The 21965-nt window shown below is 73.6% G+C and carries 25 protein-coding genes; 16 read left to right on the plus strand and 9 right to left on the minus strand.

Going from position 1 to position 21965, the window contains the following annotated elements:
- The 3 genes from PH191_RS25555 to PH191_RS25565 are packed head-to-tail and all read right to left on the minus strand — an operon-like array spanning position 1 to position 3208.
- A complete protein-coding gene (locus tag PH191_RS25555; RefSeq protein ID WP_274197448.1) occupies positions 1-888 on the minus strand; it encodes a carbohydrate ABC transporter permease in 888 nt (295 codons plus the stop codon).
- Entirely contained in the window at positions 888-1832 is a 945-nt protein-coding gene (locus tag PH191_RS25560) for a carbohydrate ABC transporter permease (protein ID WP_420791848.1), read from the minus strand. The genes PH191_RS25555 and PH191_RS25560 overlap by 1 nt, the downstream gene beginning before the upstream one ends.
- Positions 1829-3208, minus strand: coding sequence for an ABC transporter substrate-binding protein (locus PH191_RS25565; RefSeq protein WP_274197449.1), 1380 nt, complete (start codon positions 3206-3208; stop codon positions 1829-1831). The genes PH191_RS25560 and PH191_RS25565 overlap by 4 nt, the downstream gene beginning before the upstream one ends.
- A 248-nt stretch (positions 3209-3456) precedes the next feature.
- Here PH191_RS25565 and PH191_RS25570 point away from each other — a divergent pair, with 248 nt between their 5' ends.
- On the plus strand, positions 3457-4461 hold the full coding sequence (locus PH191_RS25570) for a LacI family DNA-binding transcriptional regulator (protein ID WP_274197450.1): 1005 nt from the start codon (positions 3457-3459) through the stop codon (positions 4459-4461).
- Here PH191_RS25570 and PH191_RS25575 read toward each other — a convergent pair.
- Positions 4454-4945, minus strand: a complete 492-nt coding sequence (locus PH191_RS25575; RefSeq protein ID WP_274197451.1) for an SRPBCC family protein — start codon at positions 4943-4945, stop codon at positions 4454-4456. The genes PH191_RS25570 and PH191_RS25575 overlap by 8 nt on opposite strands.
- 97 nt (positions 4946-5042) lie before the next feature.
- On the opposite strand from PH191_RS25575, the gene xylB reads away from it, so the two are divergent.
- Positions 5043-6440, plus strand: a complete 1398-nt coding sequence (xylB, locus tag PH191_RS25580; protein WP_274197452.1) for a xylulokinase — start codon at positions 5043-5045, stop codon at positions 6438-6440.
- A 163-nt stretch (positions 6441-6603) separates the two neighbouring features.
- On the plus strand, positions 6604-7083 hold the full coding sequence (locus PH191_RS25585) for an Hsp20/alpha crystallin family protein (protein WP_274197453.1): 480 nt from the start codon (positions 6604-6606) through the stop codon (positions 7081-7083).
- A 265-nt stretch (positions 7084-7348) separates the two neighbouring features.
- Here the strand turns inward: PH191_RS25585 and PH191_RS25590 are convergent, their stop codons facing one another.
- Positions 7349-8926, minus strand: coding sequence for a DEAD/DEAH box helicase (locus PH191_RS25590; RefSeq protein WP_274197454.1), 1578 nt, complete (start codon positions 8924-8926; stop codon positions 7349-7351).
- A gap of 196 nt (positions 8927-9122) precedes the next feature.
- Between PH191_RS25590 and PH191_RS25595 the strand changes: the two genes are divergently transcribed.
- The 3 genes from PH191_RS25595 to PH191_RS25605 are packed head-to-tail and all read left to right on the plus strand — an operon-like array spanning position 9123 to position 11135.
- Positions 9123-10223 carry a M4 family metallopeptidase gene (locus PH191_RS25595; RefSeq protein WP_274197455.1) on the plus strand — a complete coding sequence of 367 codons (1101 nt, stop codon included), beginning with the start codon at positions 9123-9125 and terminating at the stop codon, positions 10221-10223.
- Between the two features lie 10 nt (positions 10224-10233).
- Entirely contained in the window at positions 10234-10536 is a 303-nt protein-coding gene (locus PH191_RS25600) for a protealysin inhibitor emfourin (RefSeq protein ID WP_274197456.1), read from the plus strand.
- On the plus strand, positions 10533-11135 hold the full coding sequence (locus PH191_RS25605) for an SMI1/KNR4 family protein (protein ID WP_274197457.1): 603 nt from the start codon (positions 10533-10535) through the stop codon (positions 11133-11135). The genes PH191_RS25600 and PH191_RS25605 overlap by 4 nt, the downstream gene beginning before the upstream one ends.
- Position 11136: 1 nt before the next feature.
- Here PH191_RS25605 and PH191_RS25610 read toward each other — a convergent pair whose 3' ends face one another.
- From PH191_RS25610 to ilvD, 3 genes are all read right to left on the minus strand, one after another.
- On the minus strand, positions 11137-11901 hold the full coding sequence (locus PH191_RS25610; RefSeq protein WP_274197458.1) for a hypothetical protein: 765 nt from the start codon (positions 11899-11901) through the stop codon (positions 11137-11139).
- A 72-nt stretch (positions 11902-11973) separates the two neighbouring features.
- Positions 11974-12390, minus strand: a complete 417-nt coding sequence (locus PH191_RS25615; protein WP_274197459.1) for a GNAT family N-acetyltransferase — start codon at positions 12388-12390, stop codon at positions 11974-11976.
- Positions 12383-14068: a dihydroxy-acid dehydratase gene (gene ilvD / locus PH191_RS25620; RefSeq protein WP_274197460.1), complete on the minus strand. Its 1686-nt coding sequence runs from the start codon at positions 14066-14068 to the stop codon at positions 12383-12385. The genes PH191_RS25615 and ilvD overlap by 8 nt, the downstream gene beginning before the upstream one ends.
- Positions 14069-14310: 242 nt before the next feature.
- On the opposite strand from ilvD, the gene PH191_RS25625 reads away from it, so the two are divergent.
- Both PH191_RS25625 and PH191_RS25630 read left to right on the plus strand, forming a co-directional pair.
- On the plus strand, positions 14311-14754 hold the full coding sequence (locus PH191_RS25625) for a hypothetical protein (RefSeq protein WP_274197461.1): 444 nt from the start codon (positions 14311-14313) through the stop codon (positions 14752-14754).
- Between the two features lie 118 nt (positions 14755-14872).
- Complete coding sequence (locus PH191_RS25630; protein ID WP_274197462.1) at positions 14873-15427, plus strand: YceI family protein; 555 nt, start codon at positions 14873-14875, stop codon at positions 15425-15427.
- 64 nt (positions 15428-15491) lie between these two features.
- On the opposite strand, the gene PH191_RS25635 is transcribed toward PH191_RS25630, so the two are convergent.
- Positions 15492-16475 carry a YihY/virulence factor BrkB family protein gene (locus PH191_RS25635; protein ID WP_274197463.1) on the minus strand — a complete coding sequence of 328 codons (984 nt, stop codon included), beginning with the start codon at positions 16473-16475 and terminating at the stop codon, positions 15492-15494.
- 160 nt (positions 16476-16635) lie between these two features.
- Here PH191_RS25635 and PH191_RS25640 point away from each other — a divergent pair, with 160 nt between their 5' ends.
- Genes PH191_RS25640 through PH191_RS25675 form a run of 8 tightly spaced genes read left to right on the plus strand, consistent with a single transcriptional unit; the run spans position 16636 to position 21936 of the window.
- Positions 16636-17130: an inorganic diphosphatase gene (locus tag PH191_RS25640; protein WP_274188418.1), complete on the plus strand. Its 495-nt coding sequence runs from the start codon at positions 16636-16638 to the stop codon at positions 17128-17130.
- A 13-nt stretch (positions 17131-17143) separates the two neighbouring features.
- Complete coding sequence (locus PH191_RS25645; protein WP_274197464.1) at positions 17144-17626, plus strand: hypothetical protein; 483 nt, start codon at positions 17144-17146, stop codon at positions 17624-17626.
- A 59-nt stretch (positions 17627-17685) separates the two neighbouring features.
- Positions 17686-18012 (plus strand): putative quinol monooxygenase, encoded by a 327-nt coding sequence (locus PH191_RS25650; RefSeq protein ID WP_274197465.1) that lies wholly within the window; start codon positions 17686-17688, stop codon positions 18010-18012.
- The gene (locus PH191_RS25655; protein WP_274197466.1) at positions 18009-19184 is read left to right on the plus strand and encodes a DUF3500 domain-containing protein; all 1176 of its coding nucleotides are present in this window, start codon (positions 18009-18011) and stop codon (positions 19182-19184) included. The genes PH191_RS25650 and PH191_RS25655 overlap by 4 nt, the downstream gene beginning before the upstream one ends.
- A complete protein-coding gene (locus PH191_RS25660; RefSeq protein ID WP_274197467.1) occupies positions 19181-20584 on the plus strand; it encodes a carboxylesterase/lipase family protein in 1404 nt (467 codons plus the stop codon). Before PH191_RS25655 ends, PH191_RS25660 begins: the two co-directional genes overlap by 4 nt.
- A 37-nt stretch (positions 20585-20621) precedes the next feature.
- Positions 20622-20894 carry an antitoxin gene (locus tag PH191_RS25665; RefSeq protein WP_274188423.1) on the plus strand — a complete coding sequence of 91 codons (273 nt, stop codon included), beginning with the start codon at positions 20622-20624 and terminating at the stop codon, positions 20892-20894.
- Between the two features lie 45 nt (positions 20895-20939).
- Positions 20940-21125: a hypothetical protein gene (locus PH191_RS25670; RefSeq protein WP_274197468.1), complete on the plus strand. Its 186-nt coding sequence runs from the start codon at positions 20940-20942 to the stop codon at positions 21123-21125.
- 1 nt (position 21126) lies between these two features.
- Positions 21127-21936: an SDR family NAD(P)-dependent oxidoreductase gene (locus tag PH191_RS25675; RefSeq protein WP_274197469.1), complete on the plus strand. Its 810-nt coding sequence runs from the start codon at positions 21127-21129 to the stop codon at positions 21934-21936.
- Positions 21937-21965 lie beyond the last annotated feature (29 nt).

Consider the following 21965-nt stretch of genomic DNA (forward strand, 5'->3'; position numbering starts at 1 on the left):
CTACTTGACCGCGCCGAACGACAGGCCCTGCACCAGCTTGTTCTGCGCCACCCAGCCCGCGAGGACGACGGGCAGCGCCGCGATGGTCGCCGCCGCGGAGAGCTGGGCCCAGTAGAGGCCCTCCGAGGTGATGAAGCCGACCAGGAAGACCGGCACCGTGCCGGCGTTGGCGGCGGTGAGGTTCACCGCGAAGAAGAACTCGTTCCACGCGAAGATCACGCAGATCAGCGCGGTGGCGAAGATGCCGGGCGAGATGATCGGCAGGACGATCTCGCGCAGCGTCCGCCACAGCGGCGCGCCGTCGATGCTGGCCTGCTCGAGCAGCTCGCCGGGGACCTCGAGGAAGAACGACCGCATCATCCAGACCGCGATCGGCAGGTTCATCCCCGTGTAGAGGATGATCAGCGTCCAGATGTTGTCCAGCATGCCGATCTGGTTGACCACGACGTAGATCGGCACGATGGCCGCGACCACCGGCAGCATCTTCGTCGAGATGAAGAAGAACAGGACGTCGGACGTCTTCTTCACCGGTCGCAGCGACAGCGCGAACGCGGCCGGGACGCCGAGCAGCAGGACGAAGATCGTGGACAGCACGGTGGCCGCCACGGAGTTCGCGATGTAGGGCCCGAGGCCCGAGGAGAACACGCCCTCGTACTGCTCCAGGGTCGGCTGGAAGAAGAGCTTCGGCGTGGGCGTGTAGGCGTCCGCCTCCGTCTTGAAGGACGTCAGCACCATCCAGAAGACCGGGAAGAAGAACGCGATGCCGACGACCCAGGCGATGACGCCGAACCAGACGTTGGCCGCGCTCCGGCGCTGCTTGCGCGGGGTCTGGCCCTCGTCCGTCGCCGACGCGCGCTCGTCGGTGGGAGTGTCCGTCGTGATCGCCATCAGGTCAGCTCCTCCTCGCCACTGAAGCTCCGGAACAGCAGGCGCAGCGCGAAGCTCGCCGCGATCAGCGTGATGATCACGACGACGACGCCCATCGCGGCCGACTGGCCGATGTCGAAGCCGAGGAACGCGCGCTGGTAGATGTAGAACGGCAGGTTCGCGCTGGCCACGCCCGGGCCGCCCTGCGTCATCATGTAGACGGTGTCGAAGGTGTTGACCAGGTAGATCGTCCCGAGCACCACGCCGAGCTCGATGAAGCGGCGCAGGTGCGGCAGCGTCAGCTCACGGAACACCGACCACGCGCTCGCCCCGTCCACCCGCGCGGCCTCGAGCTGGTCGGACGGCTGGCTCTGCAGGCCCGCGAGCAGCAGCAGCATCATGAACGGCGTCCACTGCCACACCAGCGCGGCCATCACCGAGGCCAGCGGGAACTGGCTGATCCACTCGGTGCCCGAGGCCCCGAACGGCGAGAGCACGAAGTTGACGAGGCCGAGCGTCGGGTCGAGCAGCACCGTGCGCCACAGCAGCGCCGCCGCCACCGGGGTGATGAGGAACGGGGTGATCAGCAGCGTGCGCACGACGCCGCGCCCGACGAACTGCCGGTTGAGCAGCAGCGCCAGCAGGAGGCCGAGCACCACGGCGATGAGCACCGAGCCCAGCGTCATGACGACGGTGTTGATCGCGACCTGGCGGAACTGGCTGTCGGTGAAGACGTCGACGTAGTTCGCGAACCACACGAACTCCTGCGACCCCGGCCGGACGAGGTTCCAGGACTGCAGCGAGTAGAAGAGAGTCAGGATGAACGGGATCTGCGTGACGATGATCGTGAAGACCAGCGCGGGCAGCAGCGGCGCGCGGCGCCGCCAGCCCTCGGCACGGTCGATCATCGCGGCGCCGCCGACGTTGGCCGGTGGTGCGGAACGTTCTTCCACTGTGGCGGTCATCGCTGGTAGCTCTCCCCCACCGTCTCCGCGTAGTTCTGGGACTGTTCGAGCGCCTCGTCCACGGTGATCTGGCCGGCGATGGCCGCGCTGACCTGCTGGCTCACCCGGGTGCCGAGGTCCTGGAACTCGGGGATGCGGACGAACTGCACGCCCTGGTAGGGCACCGGCTGCACGGTCGGCTGCTGCGGGTTCGCCCGCTGAAGGCCCTGCAGGATCAGCGGCCCGTAGGCGCCCGACACCTGCTGGTACTGCGGGATGTCGTACGTCGACTGCCGGGAGCCCGGCGGCACCGAGGTCCACCCGATCTCGGGGTCGTTGCCGGCGCGCTCGATGTACTGCTTGTTCGTCATCCAGGACATGAACTTCCACGCCGCGTCCTTGCGCGGGGAGGTCTCCGGGATGGCGAGGGACCAGGAGTACAGCCAGCCCGACGCCGGCGTCGCCACGACGGGGGCGGGCGCGTACCCGATCTGCCCGGCGACGGTCGACTCCGCGGGGTCCTCGACGGTGCCGGCGGCCGACGTCGCGTCGTACCACATGGCGACCTGGCCCTGGCCGAACTGCGTGGCGCACTCGGAGAACCCGGCCTGCGACGCGCCCGGCTCACCGTGCTGGCGGACGAGGTCGACGTAGAACTGCACGGCCTGGCGCACCTCCGGGGAGGTCAGCTGGGCCCGCCACTGCGGGTCGAACCAGCGGCCGCCGAAGGTGTTGATCACCGTGTCGAGCGGGGCCATGACCTCGCCCCAGCCCGGCTTGCCGCGCAGGCAGATGCCGCGCCGCTGGCCCTCGCCCTGGTCGAGCCGGGCGGCGAACTCGGCGACCTGCGGCCACGTCGGCTGCGCGGGCATCTGGATGCCGGCCTGCTGGAACAGGTCCTTGCGGTACATGAGGAAGGACGACTCGCCGTAGAACGGCACCGAGTACATCGATCCCTGGAACGACAGCGAGTCGCGCACCGTCGGGATGAAGTCGGCGGCGTCGTAGCCGGGCGTGGCGTCGATGTAGGGCTGGAGGTTGGTCAGCCAGCCGTTCTGCGCCCACTGCGGGGTCTCGTAGTTCGAGATCATGACGATGTCGAACTCGCCGCCGCCCGTGGCCACCGACGCGGTGATCTTGGCGCGGGCCTCGTTCTCGGAGAGCGAGACGAAGCGCAGCCGGATCCCGGGGTTCTCCGCCTCGAACTGCGGCGAGAGCGTGATCGCGTCCTCCATCTGCGGGTTGGACACGATCGCGACCGTGACGGTCTCGACGCCCTCCTCGGCGCCGAGCGCACCCGCGCCCGAGCAGCCGGCGACCAGCGCCAGGCTCGCCAGCAGCGCGCCGAACACCGCCGGGCCCCTCCGGAGTCCCCGTCCTCGCGCCGCGCCGCGCATCCGCCGCCTCCCGCCCCGTCGCCCAGCCCTGCCACCCAGCCCTGCCGCCGCGGACCGTGACGTGGACCACTGGCGATCAGGTGACCGTAAAGGCACTCTCCGTCAGTAGCAAGCGCTTAACCACGTCAGATTCAGGCAGGATCACCGTCGAGATCACACAGGAGCGACGACGGGTCGTTCGGGGTACAACTCTCCGATGAACGGACGGCCCCTCGCGTGCGCGGCGGGCCGGAGGACGGGAGCCGGGCATGGCCACGATGGCGGATGTCGCGCGCATGGCGGGTGTCTCCACCGCGACCGTCTCCCACGTGCTCAACGGGACCCGGCCGGTCCGCGCCTCGACCCGTGAGCAGGTGCTCTCCGCGGTCGCCGCGACGCACTACACGCCGAACACGGTCGCGCGGTCCCTCGCGACGGCGCGCACCACGACGATGGGCCTGGTGCTCTCGGCGATCTCCAACCCGTACTTCGGCGAGCTGCTCAGCGCGGCCGAGTCGGCCGCGGCCGCGGCGGGCTACACGCTGCTGCTCGTCGACCCCCACGAGGACCCGGACTACGAGCTGACCGTCGTCACCCGGCTGCACCACCACCGCGTCGACGGCGTGGTCCTCGCCCCGAGCGCACGCCCGGACGACACCCTGGCCTACCTCGCCCGCCACCAGGTGCCGACGGTGCTGCTCGACCGGCTCATCGACGCCGGGCACGACCAGGTGGGCCCGGAGAACCGGGCGTCCACCGCCGGGCTCACCGGCCACCTCGCCGACCACGGACACACCCGGATCGGACTGGTGGCGGGCCTGGAGGGGCTCTCGACCACCACCGAGCGCCGCGAGGGCTACCGCGACGCGCTGCTCTCCCGCGGCCTGCCCGTCGACCCCGAGCTGGAGGTCGGCGGCGCCTCCGAGACGGTCGCCGCGCGCCGGGCGACGCACCGTCTGGTCGCGCTCGACGACCGGCCGACCGCGATCGTCGCCGCCAACAACAGCATGACCATCGGGGTGATGCAGGCCCTGCGCGACGCCGGTCTCGAGGTGCCTCGTGACGTCGCCGTCGCCGCGTTCGACGACTTCGCGTGGGCCGACCTGTTCGCGCCCCGGCTGACCGTCGCCGCGCAGCCCTTCGACGAGATCGCGACCACCGCGGTGCGGCTGCTCCTCGACCGGATCGCCGAGCCGGACGCCCCGCCGACCACGCGGCGTCTGCTGCCCCGGCTGGTCGTCCGAGAGTCCTGCGGGTGTCCGGGCTCTACCTAGCGCCCTCGGCGAGTGCCGCGAGGTTGTCCAGCGACCGGGTCAGGTGGTCCTCGCCGAAGGGCGGGAACGCGATGTGCTCCCGAAGGAAGGCCGGTACGGCCGACCAGTCGTAGGTCAGCGTCGCCCGGCAGGCGCCTGCGCCCTCCTCGGCGAGGTCGTAACGCCACGACCAGCCGCCGTAGCCGATCTCGCCGTCCGGCCCGTACTGGCCGGGCTGCCAGGCGATGCTCCGCGGCGGGTCGAGCGCCTCGACGCGGTTGTGCATGCGGTAGTCGCGGTCGGGGTGGTTGGCGTGGTACATCCCCATGCCGAAGATCTGCCCGATCTCGGTGAGGGCGGCGGGATCCAGCGGCTCGCGCACCCACCCGGTGCCGTCGATCGCGGCGTGGCGGGCCGGGTCGGCGAGCACCCCGAACACCGTCGCGACCGGCGCGTCGATCGTCCTCGACACCGCCAGGACCTCGGTCGTCGTCTCCGTGCTCATCGGGCACTCCTCCGTCGCGCGTTCAGTCCTGTGACCGTACCGAGAAGTTGCAGAGTGATACAAGCGCCGGAGCGCTCGTGGTGGGGATACTGCGGCCATGGCGGGTTCAGCGCGGTACGTCGCCGGGGTCGATTCCTCCACCCAGGCCACCAAGGTCCTCGTCGTCGATCCGGAGGACGGGCGGGTGGTGCGGGAGGCCCGGCGTCCGCACCCGGACGGCACGGAGGTCGATCCCCGGGCGTGGTGGGACGCGCTGGCGGGCGCCCTCGGCGAGGTCGGCACCAGCGACGTCGCGGCGATCGGGGTCGCGGGCCAGCAGCACGGGATGGTGCTGCTCGACGAGCACGGCGAGCCGGTGCGCGACGCGCTGCTGTGGAACGACACCCGGTCCGCGCCGGACGCCACGGCGCTGATCGAGGAGCTCGGCGGGGCCGCCGCGTGGGCCGAGGCGGTGGGCACCGTCCCGGTCGCGAGCATCACCGCCACCAAGCTGCGCTGGACCTCCCGCGCCGAGCCGGACGTCGCCGACCGCGCGCGCCGGATCCTGCTGCCCCACGACTGGCTGACCTGGCGCCTGCGCGGCTCTCCCGCCGACGCGACCACCGACCGCGGCGACGCCTCGGGCACCGGCTACTGGTCGACGGTCACCGGCGAGTACCGCCCCGACCTGCTCGAGATGGCGTTCGGGCGCGCGCTCGAGGTGCCGCGGGTCGCGGAGCCGGGCGAGGTCGTCGGGCACACGCCGGACGGGCTCGCGGTCTCGGCCGGCACCGGGGACAACGCGGGCGCGGCGCTCGCGATCGGCCCGGCGGAGGGCGAGGTGGTGATCTCGATCGGCACCTCGGGCGCGGTGTTCACGGGCCACGACCGGCCCAGCACCGACGCCTCGGGACTCGTCGCCGGGTTCGCCGACGCCCGCGGCGGCTACCTGCCGCTGCTCGCGACCCTCAACGCCGCTCGCGTGCTCGGGGTCGGGGCGGCGCTGCTGGGGGTGGAGCCGGACGAGTTCGACGCGTTGGCGCGTGCCGCCTCGCCGGGCGCGGACGGGCTGGTGCTGCTGCCCTACCTCGACGGCGAGCGCACCCCCGACCGCCCGGACGCCCAGGGTCGCTACGTCGGGCTGACGACGGCCAACGGCACCCGCGAGAACCTCGCCCGCGCCACCGTCGAGGGGATGCTGTGCGGGCTGGCCGACTGCGTCGACGCGCTGATCGACCAGGGGGTGCCGGCGCGCCGGGCCCTGCTGATCGGCGGGGGCTCGCGCTCCGGGGCCGTGGCGGACCTCGCCCCCGAGGTGCTCGGCCTGCCCGTCGAGGTGCTCTCGCCGCAGGAGTACGTCGCCCTCGGCGCCGCCCGCCAGGCCGCCTGGGCCCTGCACGGCGAGGAGCCGGGCTGGACCGTGGCCCGCGAGACCAGCCGCGACGTCACCGACGCCTCGATCTCCGAGCAGGTCCGCGCCCGCTACGCCGACGTCCGCGACGGGCGTGCGCCGTAGGGGCGGGAGTGCACGCGCTGCGTGCAAGCCCTGCGTCCTCGCTTGCACTCAACGCCAGGAAATCCGCATCCTCGAGTCAGGGAATTGAGCGTGGTCGGCTCACGTTGCATGAGTCGAAGGTCCGCAAGGTCGGGCCGCCTTCAGCCACCGAGGAGGAACCACCATGAGCACGCTGACCCCCTGGGGCCCGCGATTCGTCGACCCGTTCGCCGTCGCCCCGGCTCTGTTCCGCCGCCCCGCCCCGGGCCGGGGGACGACCTGGTACGCCCCGACCACCGACGTGGTGCGCGAGGGTGAAGACGCCGTCGTCCGCCTCGAGCTCCCGGGCGTGGACGTGGCGAAGGACGTCACCGTCGAGGTCGACGGCGACCGTCTGTCCGTCCGCGGCGAGCGCCGCGACGAGCAGACCGGCGAGGGCTACCGCCAGAGCCGATACGGCTCGTTCCGTCGCAGCTTCACGCTGCCCGGGCACGTCGACGCCGACGCGGTCTCCGCGTCGTACGACGCCGGCGTCCTGACGGTGCGCGTCACCGGCGCCCACGCCGAGGCCACCGAGCCCGGCGCCCGCCGTATCGCCATCGACGGTGTCCCGGCGCCGGAGGAGACGGAGTCCACCGAGGCCCCGGAGACCCCGGCCGCCTGACGCGCGCCTCCTGACGCAGCGAACGCGCTGTTCGCTGCCTCTAGGCGCACGAAGTCCCCGTTGATCGACGGGGAGAACGACGCCCGCGGGACCACATGGTCCCGCGGGCGTCGTCATGCGCGGCTCATGATCGAAGTTGATTTCCTGGCGTTCAGTGCAAGCGAGGACGCAGGGCTTGCATCCGTGATGCCCAACCCCGGCGTCGGCGTCGGCGTCGGTGTGCATCGACGTCCCGGTCCGCCGGGGTTCGCGCTGATCCACGAACCTAGCGGGAGCCGCCCCGACCACGGCCCGCGCCCGAGCGGGCCGAGTGCGCCGCCGCGGAGTGCGACGACGAGGACGGGCCGCCGCTCGAGCCGGCCGTGCGACGGCCGCCGCCACCGCCCCCCGAGCCGCCGGTCGCGCCGGAGCCACGACCGCCCGAGCCACCGCGCCCGCCGGAGCCGGCGGGAGCACCGCCGCCGCCACCACGACCCCGACCGGAGCCGCCACGGGCGCCGCCGCCCGGGCCGCCGGGAGCACCGCCGCCACCACGACCGCGACCGGAGCCGCCGCCACGGCGGGACCCGCCACCGGACCCTCCGGCCGGCTGCGGCGCGGGCTTGCGCGACGCGGCCGCCGGGCCGTCCTCGGGATCGACGCGGGGCGCGGGCTCGCCGACGAGCGCCACGATCTCGCGCGCGCCGGGGCCGACGTCGACCGGCTTGGCCTTGATACCGGCCTTGCGGGTCATCGACGCGACCTCGGCCCGCTCGGCCGGCGGCACCAGCGTCACCACGTCCCCGGCCGAGCCGGCGCGCGCCGTGCGCCCGGAGCGGTGGGTGTACGCCTTGTGCTCGGCGGGCGGGTCGACGTGCACCACGAGGGCGACGTCGTCGACGTGGATGCCGCGCGCGGCGATGTCGGTGGCGACCAGCACGCGGACGTCGCCGGCGGAGAAGCCCGCCAGGTTCCGATCGCGGGCGGGCTGCGAGAGGTTGCCGTGCAGCTCGGTCGCCGGGATGCCCGCGGCCGTGAGCTGGCGGGAGAGCTTGCGCGCCGCGTGCTTGGTGCGGGTGAACATCATGCTGCGGCCGTGGCCCGAGGCCAGCTCCTGCACCACGGCGTTGCGGTCCGCGGGCGCCACCGTGAAGAGGTGGTGCGTCATGTCCGGCACGGGCTCCTCGGCCGCGTCGACGCTGTGCGTCACCGCGTCGTGCAGGAACTCGCGCACCAGACGGTCGACCTCGCCGTCGAGGGTCGCCGAGAACAGCATCCGCTGCCCGTCGCGGGGCGTGCGGCGCAGCAGGCGGCGGACCGCCGGGAGGAAGCCGAGGTCGCTCATGTGGTCGGCCTCGTCGAGCACCGTCACCTCGACGCGGTCGAGGTCGACGAGACCCTGGCCGATGAGGTCCTCGAGACGGCCGGGGCAGGCGATCAGCAGGTCGACGCCCTGGCGGAGCGCGTCGGCCTGCCGACCCTGGCCGACGCCGCCGTAGACGACGGTCTGGCGCAGGCCGAGGATCTCGGCGAGCGGGGCCAGCGCGTCGCGGACCTGGCTCGCGAGCTCGCGCGTCGGCAGCAGCACGAGGCCGCGCGGACGCTTCGAGATGGTGCGACCGCTGGTCAGGCGCGTGAGCAGGGGCAGACCGAACGCGAGGGTCTTGCCGCTGCCGGTGCGGCCGCGACCGAGCACGTCGCGGGCGGCCAGCGCGTCGGCGATCGCCGCGCGCTGGATGGGGGTGGGCTCGGTGATCCCGCGCGTGGCCAACGCGTCCACGACGTCACGGGGGACGCCGAGGTCGGTGAAGGTCGGGGCGGAACGGGGAGCAGACGTCGTCGGGATGTCGGGGAACCTCTCCACGGGAGCGAGGGGCCGCGAGCGCCGGCCCGTCCGTCATGGAGGGGGGACCGCGCGAGGAATGCGGTGTGCTGACGACCCACGGGCGCCATCGGCGGCGCCCTGTACGACTCCAGTGTCCCAGAGACCTTGTGTACGGGTGCGACACCGGGGCCGAACGGGGCCGGAACGCCCGGTGTCCTCCGGCACACTGACCGTCGTGAACCGCTGCCGGTGCACGATCGCGCCGCCCTCCCTGCTGCTGGCGGTCGCCGAGCAGGGCGACGCCGAGACGCGGGACGCGGCCCTGCGCACGCTGCTGACGTCGGTGGCACTGCGGTCCCGGCGCTCCTCGTTCGGCCCGACGCTGCGCCGCTTCGGGCTCTCCCCCGCCGACCTGGACTTCCTGCCCGCGCAGGCGCCGGACACCGGCCCCGAGAACACGGTCTACGACGTCGCGGGCGGCGAGGAGCAGGCCCTGCCCGGGCGGCTCGTCCGGGGCACCACCGACCCGCCCACCGGCGACGCCGCGGTCGACGAGGCGTTCGACGGCGCCGCGGCGACCGCGGACTTCTACCGCGAGGAGTTCGACCGCGACTCCGTCGACGACCGGGGCCTGGACCTCGTGTCGTCGGTGCACTTCGGGCAGCGCTACGACAACGCGTTCTGGACCGGCGACCAGATGGTCTACGGCGACGGCGGGGGCGGGGTGTTCGTGCCGGGCGGGCTGACCCGGGCGATCGACGTCATCGCCCACGAGCTCACGCACGGCGTCACGCAGTTCAGCGCGGAGCTGGAGTACCGGGGTCAGAGCGGCGCGCTCAACGAGTCGTTCTCCGACGTCTTCGGCATCCTCGTCAAGCACCGCGCCGAGGGCATCGACGCGGCGTCGGCCAACTGGCTGATCGGCGAGGACATCCTCGAGCCCTCGCTCGGTGGGGCGCTGCGCAACATGATCGCGCCGGGCACCGCCTACGCCGGCGACGACCAGCCCGCCGACATGGACGCCTACGTCGACCTGCCCGCCGACGACGACCCGCGCAACGACAACGGCGGCGTGCACATCAACTCCGGCATCCCGAACCGCGCCTTCGCCGAGGCGGCCCGCGCCCTGGGCGGCGACGCGTGGGAGACGCTCGGCCCGGTCTGGTACGAGGTGCTCACGGGCGGGGAGCTGTCCCGGTTCGCCGACTTCGAGGACTGTGCGGCGCTCACGGTGGCCGTCGCCGGGGAGCGCTACGGCGGCGGTTCCGTCGAGCAGGACGCCGTGCGCGGCGGGTGGGAGGCGGTCAAGGTGCGTCTGCGGCCGGACCCGCGATGAGGACGCCGCGGTGAGGGTCACCGTCGTCCGGTCCGGCGGCGTCGCCGGGATGGTGCTCACCGCCGAGGTGGACGACGCCGACCTCGACACGCCCGCCGCGGCGGAGCTCACCGGCCTGGTCGACGCGTGCGAGTTCGTCGACGGCGCCCCGAGTGCGGTCGCGGACGGCTTCGGCTACGAGCTCTCGGTCGCGCGCGACGACGGATCGGTCGCCCGGGCCCGCTTCGGGCAGGGCGCGGCGCCGCCCGGGGCGGGCGCGCTGGCGGCCTGGGTGCTCGACGGCCCGCACGCCCGTCGGAGGATGGGCCGGTGACCGTCGAGGAACTGTGGTGGCGCTGGGTGGACCGGCTCGAGGAGCGGGGCTGGGGCGCGCGGGCGATGCTGCGCCCGCCGGCCGGCGACGACGTCATCGCGGCGGCGGCCGAGGTCGTGGGCGTGTTCCCCGACGAGCTCGCGGCGCTCTACCGGATCGCCGACGGCCAGCTCGAGACGCGCCACGTCCGCGGCCCGTGGACCAACCTCTTCCCCGGCCACGAGTTCCTGTCCCTCGCCGGGGCACGCCGGGCCTGGCAGGGGTGGGCGGACATCCGCGCTGCGTACACGGCCAGGGACTTCGACGGCATGATCACGGTGCGCGGCGACGACCCGGTGCACCGCGTGTACACCCGGGCGCCGTGGTGGCCGCTCGCCGAGGACGGCGGGGGCAACCACCTCATGGTCGACCTCGAGCCCCCGCCCGGCGGGACGGTGGGCCAGGTGCTGGTGGCCGGCCCGGACGAGGACGAGCGCCGCGTGCTCGCGCCGGGGGTCGGTGCCTACCTCGCCGCCCTGCTCGACGCGGACCTCGACCCGCCCGACGCGGACCAGCTCGCCGACGGCGTCGCGTGGTGGGACGCGCCCGGCCTGCGGTGACTCACCAGCCGTCGAAGAAGCCCCCGCCGTCGAAGCCACCGCCGTCGAAGCCACCGCCGTCGAAGCCACCGCCGTCGAAGCCACCGGGGTCCATCCCCGGGTCCATCCCCGGGTCGAACCCACCGCCCATGTCTCCGGCCATCGCTCCCCCGCCGACCGCGGCGGCACCGAAGCCCGAGAACAGGGCGCTCGCGACCATCATCCCGCCGAAGGCGCCGACGCCGCCGAGGAGCATCGGCTTCCACCACGGCTCGGAGTACCAGCCGGCGGGCACGGGCCGTCCGCCGACCATCCCGCCCGGGTAGTAGTGGTTGTTCTGCGCCGAGGGCTGCGGAGAGCCGGTGACGCTGCGGCCGTCGACGTCCACCTCGCGCGTGGACGCGAGCTCGCCGGCGCGGGCCCGCTCGGCGGAGCCGGGGAGCTCGGGACCGGGGTCCATGCCCATGGCGGTGCGCGCGGCGCGCACGTAGTAGAGGCCCTCGAGGGCGGTGTCAGTGACCAGGCGGTACTGCGGGGCACTCGTCGCCTGGTCGAGCTGCGAGCCGGCCGCCGTGTACCGCTCCGCGGCGTCGGCGAGCGCCTGCTTCGAGGGCTCGTCGGAGCCGACGAGGTTGAGCACCTGGCCGCCGAGGCGCTCGTACCAGCGACGCGCCTCGGCCTCGGCGTCACCGAGCTGACTCTGGGCGGAGGTGCCCCGGCCGCGTCCGCGCGTGGCCACGAGGGCGATGAGACCGCCGACGACGAGCAGGATGAGCAGGAGTTCCACGTCCTCCACAGTCCGCGCGGGTCCTGAGAGGCGGCTGTGAGGACGCCCAGAGTCAACGCTCGGAGTCGACGCTCAAGGTCGCCGCATGGGCACGTGGGGGATGCCGTCCTCGTCGTAGCCCGGGCCGTCGACGGCGAAGCCGAGCCGCTCGTAGAACCCCTGCGCCTGCACCTGGGCCCCGAGGACCACCGGGCCGGAGATGCCCGCGAGCACCGCGCGCACCAACGCCGCCCCGGCGCCCGTCCCGCGGTGCTCGGGCGCGGTGACGATGCGCCCGATCCGCGTCTCACCGCCGCCCTCGAGGACCCGCAGGTACGCCACGACCTCGCCGGCCGGGCCCCGCGTCCACACGTGCTCGGCCCCGGCGTCCAGGCCGTCGAGCTCCTGGAACGCGCACTCCTGCTCGACGACGAACACCCGGACGCGCAGCGCGAGCAGGTCGTAGAGGTCGCGCGGGGTCAGGTCGTCGAAGCGGGCCCGTTCAGTCAAAACCCACGACGGCGCCCTCGGCCGCCGAGCCGACGAGGCGGGCGTACTTGCCGAGGACGCCGGTGCGGTGCTTGGGCGGCGGCGGGGTCCAGCCGGCCGACCGCTCGGAGAGCTCCTCGTCCGAGACCAGCAGGTCCAGGGTGCGCGCCGTGAGGTCGAGGCGGATGCGGTCGCCCTCGCGCACGAACGCGATCGGACCGCCGTGCGCGGCCTCGGGGGCGACGTGCCCGACGCAGAGCCCCGTCGTGCCGCCCGAGAAACGGCCGTCGGTGAGCAGGAGGACGTCCTTGCCGAGCCCGGCGCCCTTGATCGCCCCGGTGACCGCCAGCATCTCGCGCATCCCGGGCCCGCCGCGAGGACCCTCGTCGCGGATGACGAGGACGTCGCCGGTGTTCAGGTCGTTGTTCGACACCGCGTCCATGGCCCCCTGCTCGCCGTCGAAGACCCGCGCGGTGCCCTCGAACGAGGCGGTGTCGAAGCCCGCCGACTTGACCACGGCGCCGTCGGGGGCGAGCGAGCCGCGCAGGATCGTGAGCCCGCCGGTGGGGTGGATCGGGTTCGACAGCGGACGCAGGATGTCGCCGTCGAGCGGGCCGGGCGCGAGCGCGTCGAGGTTCTCGGCGACGGTGCGGCCGGTGACGGTGAGGGCGTCGCCGTGCAGCAGGCCCGCGTCGAGCAGTGCGCGCATGACCACCGGGACGCCGCCGACCTTGTCGACCGTCGTCATCATGTGCCGCCCGAACGGCTTGACGTCGGCGAGGTGGGGGACCTTGTCGCCGATGCGGTTGAAGTCGTCGAGCACGAGGTCGACGCCCGCCTCGCGGGCGATCGCGAGCAGGTGCAGCACCGCGTTGGTGGAGCCGCCGAACGCCATGACCACGGCGATCGCGTTCTCGAACGCCTCGCGCGTCATGACGTCGCGGGCGGTGTGCCCGCGGCTCAGCATCCCCACCACCGCGTCGCCGGACTGCCGCGCGAACCCGTCGCGGCGGCGGTCGGCGCTCGGCGGCGACGAGGAGCCGGGCAGCGCCATGCCCATCGCCTCGGCCGCGCAGGCCATGGTGTTGGCGGTGTACATGCCGCCGCAGGCGCCCTCACCGGGACAGATGGCGCGCTCGATCTCGTCGACCTTCTCGCGGGTGATCAGCCCGCGGGCGCAGGCACCGACGGCCTCGAAGGCGTCGATGATCGACACCTCCTTGCCGTCCACGGTGCCCGGCATGATCGAGCCGGCGTAGAGGAAGACCGACGCGAGGTCGAGCCGCGCGGCCGCCATCAGCATGCCGGGCAGGGACTTGTCGCAGCCCGCCAGCGTGATCGTCCCGTCGAGCCGCTCGGCGGACACCACCGTCTCCACCGAGTCGGCGATCACCTCGCGGCTGACCAGCGAGTAGTGCATCCCGACGTGGCCCATCGAGATCCCGTCCGAGACGGAGATCGTGCCGAACTCCATCGGGAAGCCGCCGGCGTGGTGCACGCCCTCCTTGGCCGCGGTGGCCAGGCGGTCCAGGGACAGGTTGCAGGGGGTGATCTCGTTCCACGACGACGCGATGCCGATCTGGGGCTTCGCGAAGTCGTCGTCGGTCATCCCGACGGCGCGCAGCATCCCGCGGGCGGCGGCCCGCTCCATCCCGTCCGTGACGTCGCGGCTGCGGGGCTTGAGGTCGGCGGACTCCATGAGGCGAAGGTAACGCTTGTCCCTCCCCCGGGGTCGGGGCAGACTCCCGCGCATGTCCGGGGAGACGCTCGAGCGGTTCTGGCCGAGCCGTCGCCTCGACAGCTTCGACGAGCTCTGTCGCTAGGACGCCGCGGCCAGGAGCCGATCCGTCCTCCACGACGCTCCCGCCTGCGCGTCCGCCGGTGCCCGCCTGCGCCGCTGTCCGGCGCTCCCCCCGCGATCACTGCCTGGAGCTCGTCACCGTGACCACCATCGCCCCGCCCCGCGTCGTGCGCCTCGACCCCGTCCTGCACGGCCTGGTCGATCCCACGGCCGATCCCGCGGGAGGCACGCGCGACCTCGACGCGATGCTCGCGCAGGCCCGGGCCGCCGAGCTCTCCGGCGCCGCGGCCGTCACGATCCCCGCCGGCTCCGCGCCCGGGGGCCGCCAGTGGCCGAGCACCGCCCAGGCGCTCGCCGTCCTGCTCGCGACGAGCAGCGTGCACGTCGTCGTCGAGGTGAGCGCCGCGGCCTGGACGCCCGACGCCCTCGCCCGCTTCGCCGCCAGCGCCACCGGTCTCGCGGGCCGGCGCCTCGCCGTGCGGGTGCTCGGCCCGGGCTCGGCGACCCTCGCCGCCGCGCTGTCGGCCCGCTGGGCGGGCCCGGTCGCCACCGCCGACACCGATCTCACCGCGCTCGTCGCCTGACCCGTCCTCGCCCCCGCGAGACCCCGGTCACAGCACCGTCCAATAGTTGACGTCTCAACCTTGAGTGCTAGAGTCTGCGTTGACAGTTGATGCTTCAAGTCTCCCTTCGGAGGACGACATGACCGAGACCGCCGCGCCGACCCTCGAGCTCGTGGGCGAGTACCAGATCGACCCCGCGCACACGCGCATCGGTTTCACCGCCCGCCACGCCATGGTCACCAAGGTGCGCGGCACGTTCGGCGAGTTCCGTGGCAACGCGAGCATCGGCGAGGACCCGGCCCGCTCGGGCGTCGAGATCATCATCGCGGCCAACAGCCTGAACACCGGCCAGGAGCAGCGTGACGGGCACGTCCAGGGCGACGACTTCCTCGCCGTGAACGTCTACCCGGAGATCACCTTCCGCTCGACCTCGGTCGAGAAGGACGGCGAGACCTTCACGATCACCGGTGACCTCACGATCCGCGACACCACCAAGCCGGTCACCGTGCCCTTCGAGTTCACCGGCCTCGCCAAGGACCCGTTCGGCAACGTCCGCGCCGGCTTCGAGGGCGCCACCACGATCAACCGCAAGGACTGGGGCATCACCTTCAACGCCGCGCTCGAGACCGGTGGCGTGCTCGTCTCCGACAAGATCGGCCTCGAGTTCGACATCTCGGCCATCAAGCAGGCCTGAGGCCCCTCGAGCAGCACACGACACGGCCCGCGCTCCCCACCGGGGAACGCGGGCCGTCGTGCGTCTACCCGGGCCCGCCCGGTTCCTCGAACTTCACGTCGACCGACTGGTGGTCCTTCTGCCGCTCCTGCTCGGCGTAGGACTTGTAGGCCCGCAGGTCGGCGGCGGTGGTGTCGCGGTCGTCGGGATACATGCTGAACAGGCTGCGCGGGTGCAGCCGGCGCACGAGGACGGCGTCGAGCTCGGCGCAGAGCACGAACACCGACGCCGCCAGGTAGATCCAGGCCAGCAGGCCGATCACGATCCCGAAGAACCCGTACGTCGCGCTCGCGCCCTGCAGGCGGGTGCCGACGAGCCAGGTGCCCACCGACAGCAGCACCTGCCAGCTGACCCCGGCGGCGACCGCCGCGACCAGGCGGTCGCGCAGTCGCCCCGGCCGGGCCGGCAGCAGGTGGTAGGCCAGCAGGAACAGGCCGATGTTGACGAGGGTGCCGGCGAGGGTCGCGACCGCGCGGCCCAGCGCCCCGAGTCCGGTGGTCTCGCCGGCGGCGGTCGCCAGCGTCGAGAGCCCGGCGGTGACCATCACGCCGCAGCCGACCAGCACCACGACCAGCACGCCCTTGCCGTAGGCGACCCCGATGCTCGCGCGCTCGGCCTTCGGCACCGCCCAGACCTCGTCGAGCGCGTGTTGCGCGGCGTGGGTGACGCCCAGGGCGCCGTACACGGCCAGGACCACGCCGACGACGAGACCGGCCACGCTCCCGCTCAGCGTGTGCACGTTGTCGCGGATCTGGTCGCCGATCACCGGCACGTTGCGCAGCGCCGACGACAGCACCGCCTGCTGGGCGGCCGGGTCGTCGTGGAGCACGTAGCCGAGACCCGTCACGCCGAGCAGCAGCAGCGGGAACAGCGAGACCAGGCCGTAGTAGGTCAGGAGGGCGGCCAGGTAGGTGCCCTGGTCGTCGAGGAACTTGTAGATGACGGCGAGGGGCAGCGCGGCCCACCGGTGCCGGCGCTGGAACGCGTCGAACCGCCTCGAGACGCCCATCAGCGCCACCTCCCGACCCTCCCGTCACGTATACCCCGTTCCCGGGGACCACAGCGGGCCACGGAGCGCAGCCGACGACACGGCCGATCGGGGACCGGGGTGGGCGCCGGGCCGCCGGACGCGACACACTGGCGGCCCGACGACGGCGAGGGAGCAGCTGGTGGAGTTCGACGTGCTGGTCGAGGTGCCTCAGGGCAGCCGCAACAAGTACGAGATGGACCACGAATCGGGGCGCCTGCGCCTCGACCGGACGCTGTTCACGGCGACGAGGTATCCCGCCGACTACGGGTACATCGAGAACACCCTCGGTCAGGACGACGACCCGCTGGACGCCCTCGTCCTCGTCCAGCAGCCGACGTTCCCGGGCTGCCTCGTGCGCAGCCGCGCGATCGGGATGTTCCGCATGACCGACGAGGCCGGCGGCGACGACAAGGTGCTGTGCGTCCCCAGCGACGACCCGCGCCTCGAGCACCTGCGCGACATCCACCACCTCGACGAGTACCACCGCATGGAGATCCAGCACTTCTTCGAGGTCTACAAGGCGCTGGAGCCCGACAAGAAGGTCGAGGGCCACGAGTGGGTCGGCCGCGCGGAGGCCGAGAAGGAGGTCCGGGCGTCCCTGGAGCGAGCCGAGAAGGCCGGCTACACGACGTGACCGGAGCGCGCGCATGACCGAGCCCCCGGAGCCGCCGCCCACCATCGCGACGATGCGGACGATCGGCTTCGTGTGGATCGCCGTGGGTGTGCTGGCGATCCTCGGGGGCGCCGTCGCGACGGTGTTCGCGGTGGCGGTGTTCGGTGTGCTCGCCGCCCTGCTGGGCGCCGGCCTCGTGGGCATCCAGCAGGTGCGGGCGCGCTCGGCGATCCGCGCGTCGCGCACCCTCACCAACGCGCCCGTGCCGCCGGCGGATCCCCCGTCGGCCAACCCGGGTCGGCCGCCCGGTCCTCCCCCCGTCGGCGGTCCGCACGACAGCCCCTACGACGAGGGCCCGCTCGAGCCGGAGGACGACCAGCAGGACGACGGCCGCGGCGTCGAGGCCCCCGTCGGGTCGCCCGGCGGGGACGAGGAGGAGCTGTCGATCTCCGAGGAGGAGGACGGCACGGGCTCGCGGACGGCCGAGGACGAGGACCCCGGCGGACGCCGGGACTGACCCGTGCGTGGCCCGGGTACGGACCACGCGACGCTGCTCGACCACCCCGGGGAGACTCCGTGCCGACACCCACCGACGACGACCGCACGCTGCTGACGGTCATCGCGCGCATGACCGCACTGCCCGGCAAGGAGCAGGAGCTGCGCTCCGAGCTCGAGCAGCTCGTCGAGCCGACGCTCGCCGAGGACGGCTGCGTCAACTACGACCTGCACGTCGCCGTCGACGACCCGGCCACGTTCTTCTTCTACGAGAACTGGACGAGCCCCGGGCACCTCGAGGCGCACCTGGGCAACGCGCACCTGGTGGAGTTCGCCGGCAAGCTCGACGAGTACCTCGTCGGCGGCGCCGACGGGCTGGTGATCACCCAGCTGCAGCGGATCAAATGACCTCCACCGCGACCCCGCGCACGGTCGCCTCGGCCATGGCCGAGGCGGCCGCCGCGTGGGTCGACGGCCTCGACGACGAGCAGCGCCCCACCGGCGTCTGGGCGTGGCCGGGCTCGAACGCCGCCGACATCGAGCGGGTGCGCTGGTACTACACGCCCACCGACCACGGCGGCCTGACGATCCACCAGCAGCGGCCCCACCAGCAGCGCGCGGCGATGCGCCTGCTCGCGACGGGACTGTCCGAGGCGGGCTACGTCAGCGCCTCGACGATCATGGGGCTGGAGAACGTCCTCGACCGCACCGAGGGGTTCACCGCCGGCTTCGCCCGCGAGCGCGGCCGCGATCCGGGCATGTACTACCTGCGGGTCTTCGGCGACCCGACCGGCGCCGGCCCGTGGTCGTGGCGCTTCGGCGGCCACCACGTGTCGGTGCACCACCTCGTCGTCGACGGCGAGGCCGTCGCCGGCAGCCCGTGCTTCCTCGGCGCCGACCCGATGGCCTCGCCGCTGCTCGGGGGGCGGGAGCTGCGCCCGCTCGGCGGGGTCGAGGACACCGCGCGCGACCTGCTCCACGCCCTCGACGCCGACCAGCGCGCCCGCGCCGTGCTCACCCCCACCGCGGCCCCCGACATCATCGGCGGGAACCGCGTCCGGCCCGCCCCGGGCGACCGGGTGATCCCGCTGCCGGACCTGTGGCGCGGGCACTTCGAGCAGGAGCTCGAGGACCGCATGTGGTCGATGCACGACAACCTCGAGGCCCAGCTCGGGGTCACCGACGCCGACCGGGAGGCCACAGCGCTCACCGCGACCCCCCGCGGGCTGCCGGCCGCCGAGATGACCGCCGACCAGCAGGCGATGCTGCGCGAGGTGCTGGAGACCTACGTCGGCCGCATGCCGCCCGGGATCGTGGAGCGCGAGCGGGCCCGGTTCGACGGGGACGCCCTGCACGCGGTCGCGTTCGCCTGGGCGGGCGGCATCGAACGCGGCGAGCCGCACTACTACCGGCTGCAGGGGCCGCACCTGCTCGCGGAGTGGGACAACACCCAGCGCGCGGTCAACCACGCCCACTCGGTGTGGCGCGACCCCGGCCACGACTTCGGTCTCGACCTGCTCGGCGAGCACCTCACGGAACACCACGGACGCGGGCACCACGGACACGGGCACGACGCGTGAGCACGTCGGTCGCCGACCCGACGGTCACGCTGCCCGACGGCGTGCTGCGCGGCCGTCGACGTGGCGACGTCGTCGAGTTCCTCGGCATCCGCTACGCCACGGCGGCGCGGTTCGCCCCGCCGCGCGCGCCGGAGCCGTGGACCGGCGTCCGCGAGGCCGTCGAGCGGGGACCGACCGCGCCGCAGCTGCCCGCGCGGGTCGCCGCCGTCACCGGGCCCTCGCCCGACGACGGCACCCCGCAGGACGAGGACTGCCTGCGGGTCGACGTGCGCGCCCCGGCCGCGGCACTCGTTGACGGCGTGCCGCGCCCCGTCCTCGTGTGGCTGCACGGCGGCGCCTACGTCATCGGGTCGGCGGCCACGTCCTGGTACGACACCAGTCGGCTGGTGAGCGACGGCAGCGAGGGCGGGGTCGTCACGGTCAACGTGGGCTACCGCCTCGGCGTGCTGGGGTGGCTCGCCGCGCCGGGGGTGTCCGACGGCAACCTCGGCCTGCTCGACCAGATCGCCGCCCTACGTTGGGTGCGCGACCGCATCGCGGCCTTCGGCGGCGACCCGGGCCAGGTCACGGTGATGGGCCAGTCCGCGGGCGCGCACTCGATCGCCTGCCTCATGACCGTTCCCGAGGCCCGGCCGCTGTTCCGGCGCGCGATCCTGCAGAGCGGCCAGCTCGGGCTCGGCCTGTCGTCCCCGCAGCGGGCCGCCCGCGTCGCGGGGTACGTGACCGAGGGCCTCGAGGGTGGCGACCCGGCCACCGTCGACGTCGAGGACCTGCTCGCCGCCCAGCGCCACGCGATGATCCGCGCGGCCGGCCCCGGCGGCCTCGACTCGTCGCCGGCCTTCGCGCCCGTCGACGGCGTCCCGCCGCTGTCGGCGGGGGTCACCTGGGCCGACGCGGCGTCGGCGGGTCACGACGTGCTCGTCGGGTCGACCGCCGACGAGGCCGAGACGTTCGTGCGCATCAGCCCGGCCCTGTGGGGGCTCAAGCGGCTCCCGGTGCTCGGGCGGCTCACCTCGGCGGGCGCCGGGCTGGCGACGCGGCGCGTGTTCGGGGCGCCGGCGGAGCGGTTCGCGGACGACGCGGCCCGCAGCGGTGCCCGGACGTTCAGCTACCGCTTCACGTGGCGTGCGCCCGTGTCCGGGCTCGGGGCGTGCCACTGCATCGAGCTGCCCTTCCTGTTCGGGGCGCGCGACGCCTGGGAGGGCGCGCCGATGCTGCGCGGTGCCGACTGGGACGACGACGTCGAGCCGCTCGGCGCGGTGGTGCGTGCGGCGTGGCTGCGCTTCGTCCGGACCGGGAACCCCGCGACCGACGCCCTGCCCTGGCCGCCGCACGCGGCGGGCGGTGGGCCGACGGTGGTGCTCGACGCCTCCGTCGCCCGGAACGGGCACACTCGATGATGTCCCCCCGAACTCCGAGGAGAACACGATGTCCCTGATGCGCAGGGTCGCGGCCGCCGGCGCGGCCATCGCCGCCGCGCGGCGCTACGCGCGGCAGAACCCCGAGAAGGTCAACCGCTACGCGGACCAGGCTGCGGCGTTCGTCGACGGCAAGACCGGAGGGCGCTACCGCAAGCACATCGACTCGGCGATGCGCCAGGTCCGCAAGCAGACCAGCGTCCCGGGCCGCACCACCCCGTTCCCCGAGCCGCAGTACTACGGGCCGCAGTCCGCGACGCGCTACCCGAGCCAGCGGACCGACCGTCCGTAGTGATCTCGATGTGACGCCGGCGCCGGCAGTGGGCACAGGACGACCATGGGACTGAACTACCGCGGTCGTCGCAAGCTGGGCCCGCTGCCGGTGTGGCGCAACGTCTCGCGCTCCGAGGGCAACGGGAAGACCGTCTCCTGGACGGTCAAGCTCCTCGGCGTGAGCTGGAACAGCCGCACGAAGAAGAAGACCGTCGACCTGCCCGGTGGCTACTCCTACACGTCGGACTGACATGGGTGCCGTGCTGATCACCGGCGCCACCGACGGCCTCGGTCGCGCCCTCGCCCACGACCTCGTCGGGCGCGGTCACGAGGTGCTCGTCCACGGCCGCGACCCCGAGCGGCTCGCCGCGACCGTCGACGAGATCCGCGCCGCGACCGGTGTCGAGGTCGCCTCGTACCGCGCCGACCTCGCCGAGCTCGCCCAGGTGCGCGAGCTCGCCGACCGCGTCGCCGCCGACCACCCGGCTCTCGACGTGCTGGTCAACAACGCCGGGATCGGGGCCGACGTCCCGGGGGGCGGGCAGCGCCAGGAGAGCGTCGACGGGTACGAGCTCCGGTTCGCGGTCAACTTCCTCGCGGGCCACCTGCTGACCCGCCGGCTGCTCCCGTCCCTGCAGGCGGCGGGCACCGAGCGCGGCCCGGCGCGGATCGTCATGGTGTCGTCGGCCGGGCAGGCGGCGATCGACTTCGACGACGTCATGCTGGAGCGCGGCTACTCGGGCTGGCGGGCCTACTGCCAGAGCAAGCTCGCGCAGATCCTCGACGCCTACGACCTCGCCGACGAGCTCGACCCGGGCGTCGTCACGGCGACGGCCCTGCACCCGGCCACCTACATGCCGACGAAGATCGTGCCGTCGCCGATCAGCACGATCGCCGAGGGCGTGGCGGCGACGGCGCGGCTCGCGGTGGACCCGGAGCTCGCCGGCGTCACCGGGCGGTACTTCAACGGCGTGCGCGAGGCCCGGCCCGATCCGCAGGCGCAGGACCCGCAGGCGCGGGCGCGGCTGCGGGCGATCGCCGACGATCTGACCCAACCCTGACGGGAGGTGTCAGCCTTCACCCGGCAGGA

The sequence above is a fragment of the Actinomycetospora callitridis genome, from assembly GCF_028737265.1.
GTDB classification, from domain to species: domain Bacteria; phylum Actinomycetota; class Actinomycetes; order Mycobacteriales; family Pseudonocardiaceae; genus Actinomycetospora; species Actinomycetospora callitridis.

Bases quoted from the DNA above. Each gene is read 5' to 3' on its own strand.
- PH191_RS25570 (WP_274197450.1), top strand. From the start codon at position 3,457: ATGGCCACGATGGCGGATGTCGCGCGCATGGCGGGTGTCTCCACCGCG.
- PH191_RS25585 (WP_274197453.1), top strand. From the start codon at position 6,604: ATGAGCACGCTGACCCCCTGGGGCCCGCGATTCGTCGACCCGTTCGCC.
- PH191_RS25565 (WP_274197449.1), bottom strand. From the start codon at position 3,208: ATGCGCGGCGCGGCGCGAGGACGGGGACTCCGGAGGGGCCCGGCGGTG.
- PH191_RS25645 (WP_274197464.1), top strand. From the start codon at position 17,144: ATGACCGAGCCCCCGGAGCCGCCGCCCACCATCGCGACGATGCGGACG.
- PH191_RS25670 (WP_274197468.1), top strand. From the start codon at position 20,940: ATGGGACTGAACTACCGCGGTCGTCGCAAGCTGGGCCCGCTGCCGGTG.
- PH191_RS25635 (WP_274197463.1), bottom strand. From the start codon at position 16,475: ATGGGCGTCTCGAGGCGGTTCGACGCGTTCCAGCGCCGGCACCGGTGG.
- PH191_RS25555 (WP_274197448.1), bottom strand. From the start codon at position 888: ATGGCGATCACGACGGACACTCCCACCGACGAGCGCGCGTCGGCGACG.
- PH191_RS25675 (WP_274197469.1), top strand. From the start codon at position 21,127: ATGGGTGCCGTGCTGATCACCGGCGCCACCGACGGCCTCGGTCGCGCC.
- PH191_RS25655 (WP_274197466.1), top strand. From the start codon at position 18,009: ATGACCTCCACCGCGACCCCGCGCACGGTCGCCTCGGCCATGGCCGAG.
- PH191_RS25665 (WP_274188423.1), top strand. From the start codon at position 20,622: ATGCGCAGGGTCGCGGCCGCCGGCGCGGCCATCGCCGCCGCGCGGCGC.
- xylB (WP_274197452.1), top strand. From the start codon at position 5,043: ATGGCGGGTTCAGCGCGGTACGTCGCCGGGGTCGATTCCTCCACCCAG.
- ilvD (WP_274197460.1), bottom strand. From the start codon at position 14,068: ATGGAGTCCGCCGACCTCAAGCCCCGCAGCCGCGACGTCACGGACGGG.
- PH191_RS25560 (WP_420791848.1), bottom strand. From the start codon at position 1,832: ATGACCGCCACAGTGGAAGAACGTTCCGCACCACCGGCCAACGTCGGC.
- PH191_RS25630 (WP_274197462.1), top strand. From the start codon at position 14,873: ATGACCGAGACCGCCGCGCCGACCCTCGAGCTCGTGGGCGAGTACCAG.
- PH191_RS25575 (WP_274197451.1), bottom strand. From the start codon at position 4,945: ATGAGCACGGAGACGACGACCGAGGTCCTGGCGGTGTCGAGGACGATC.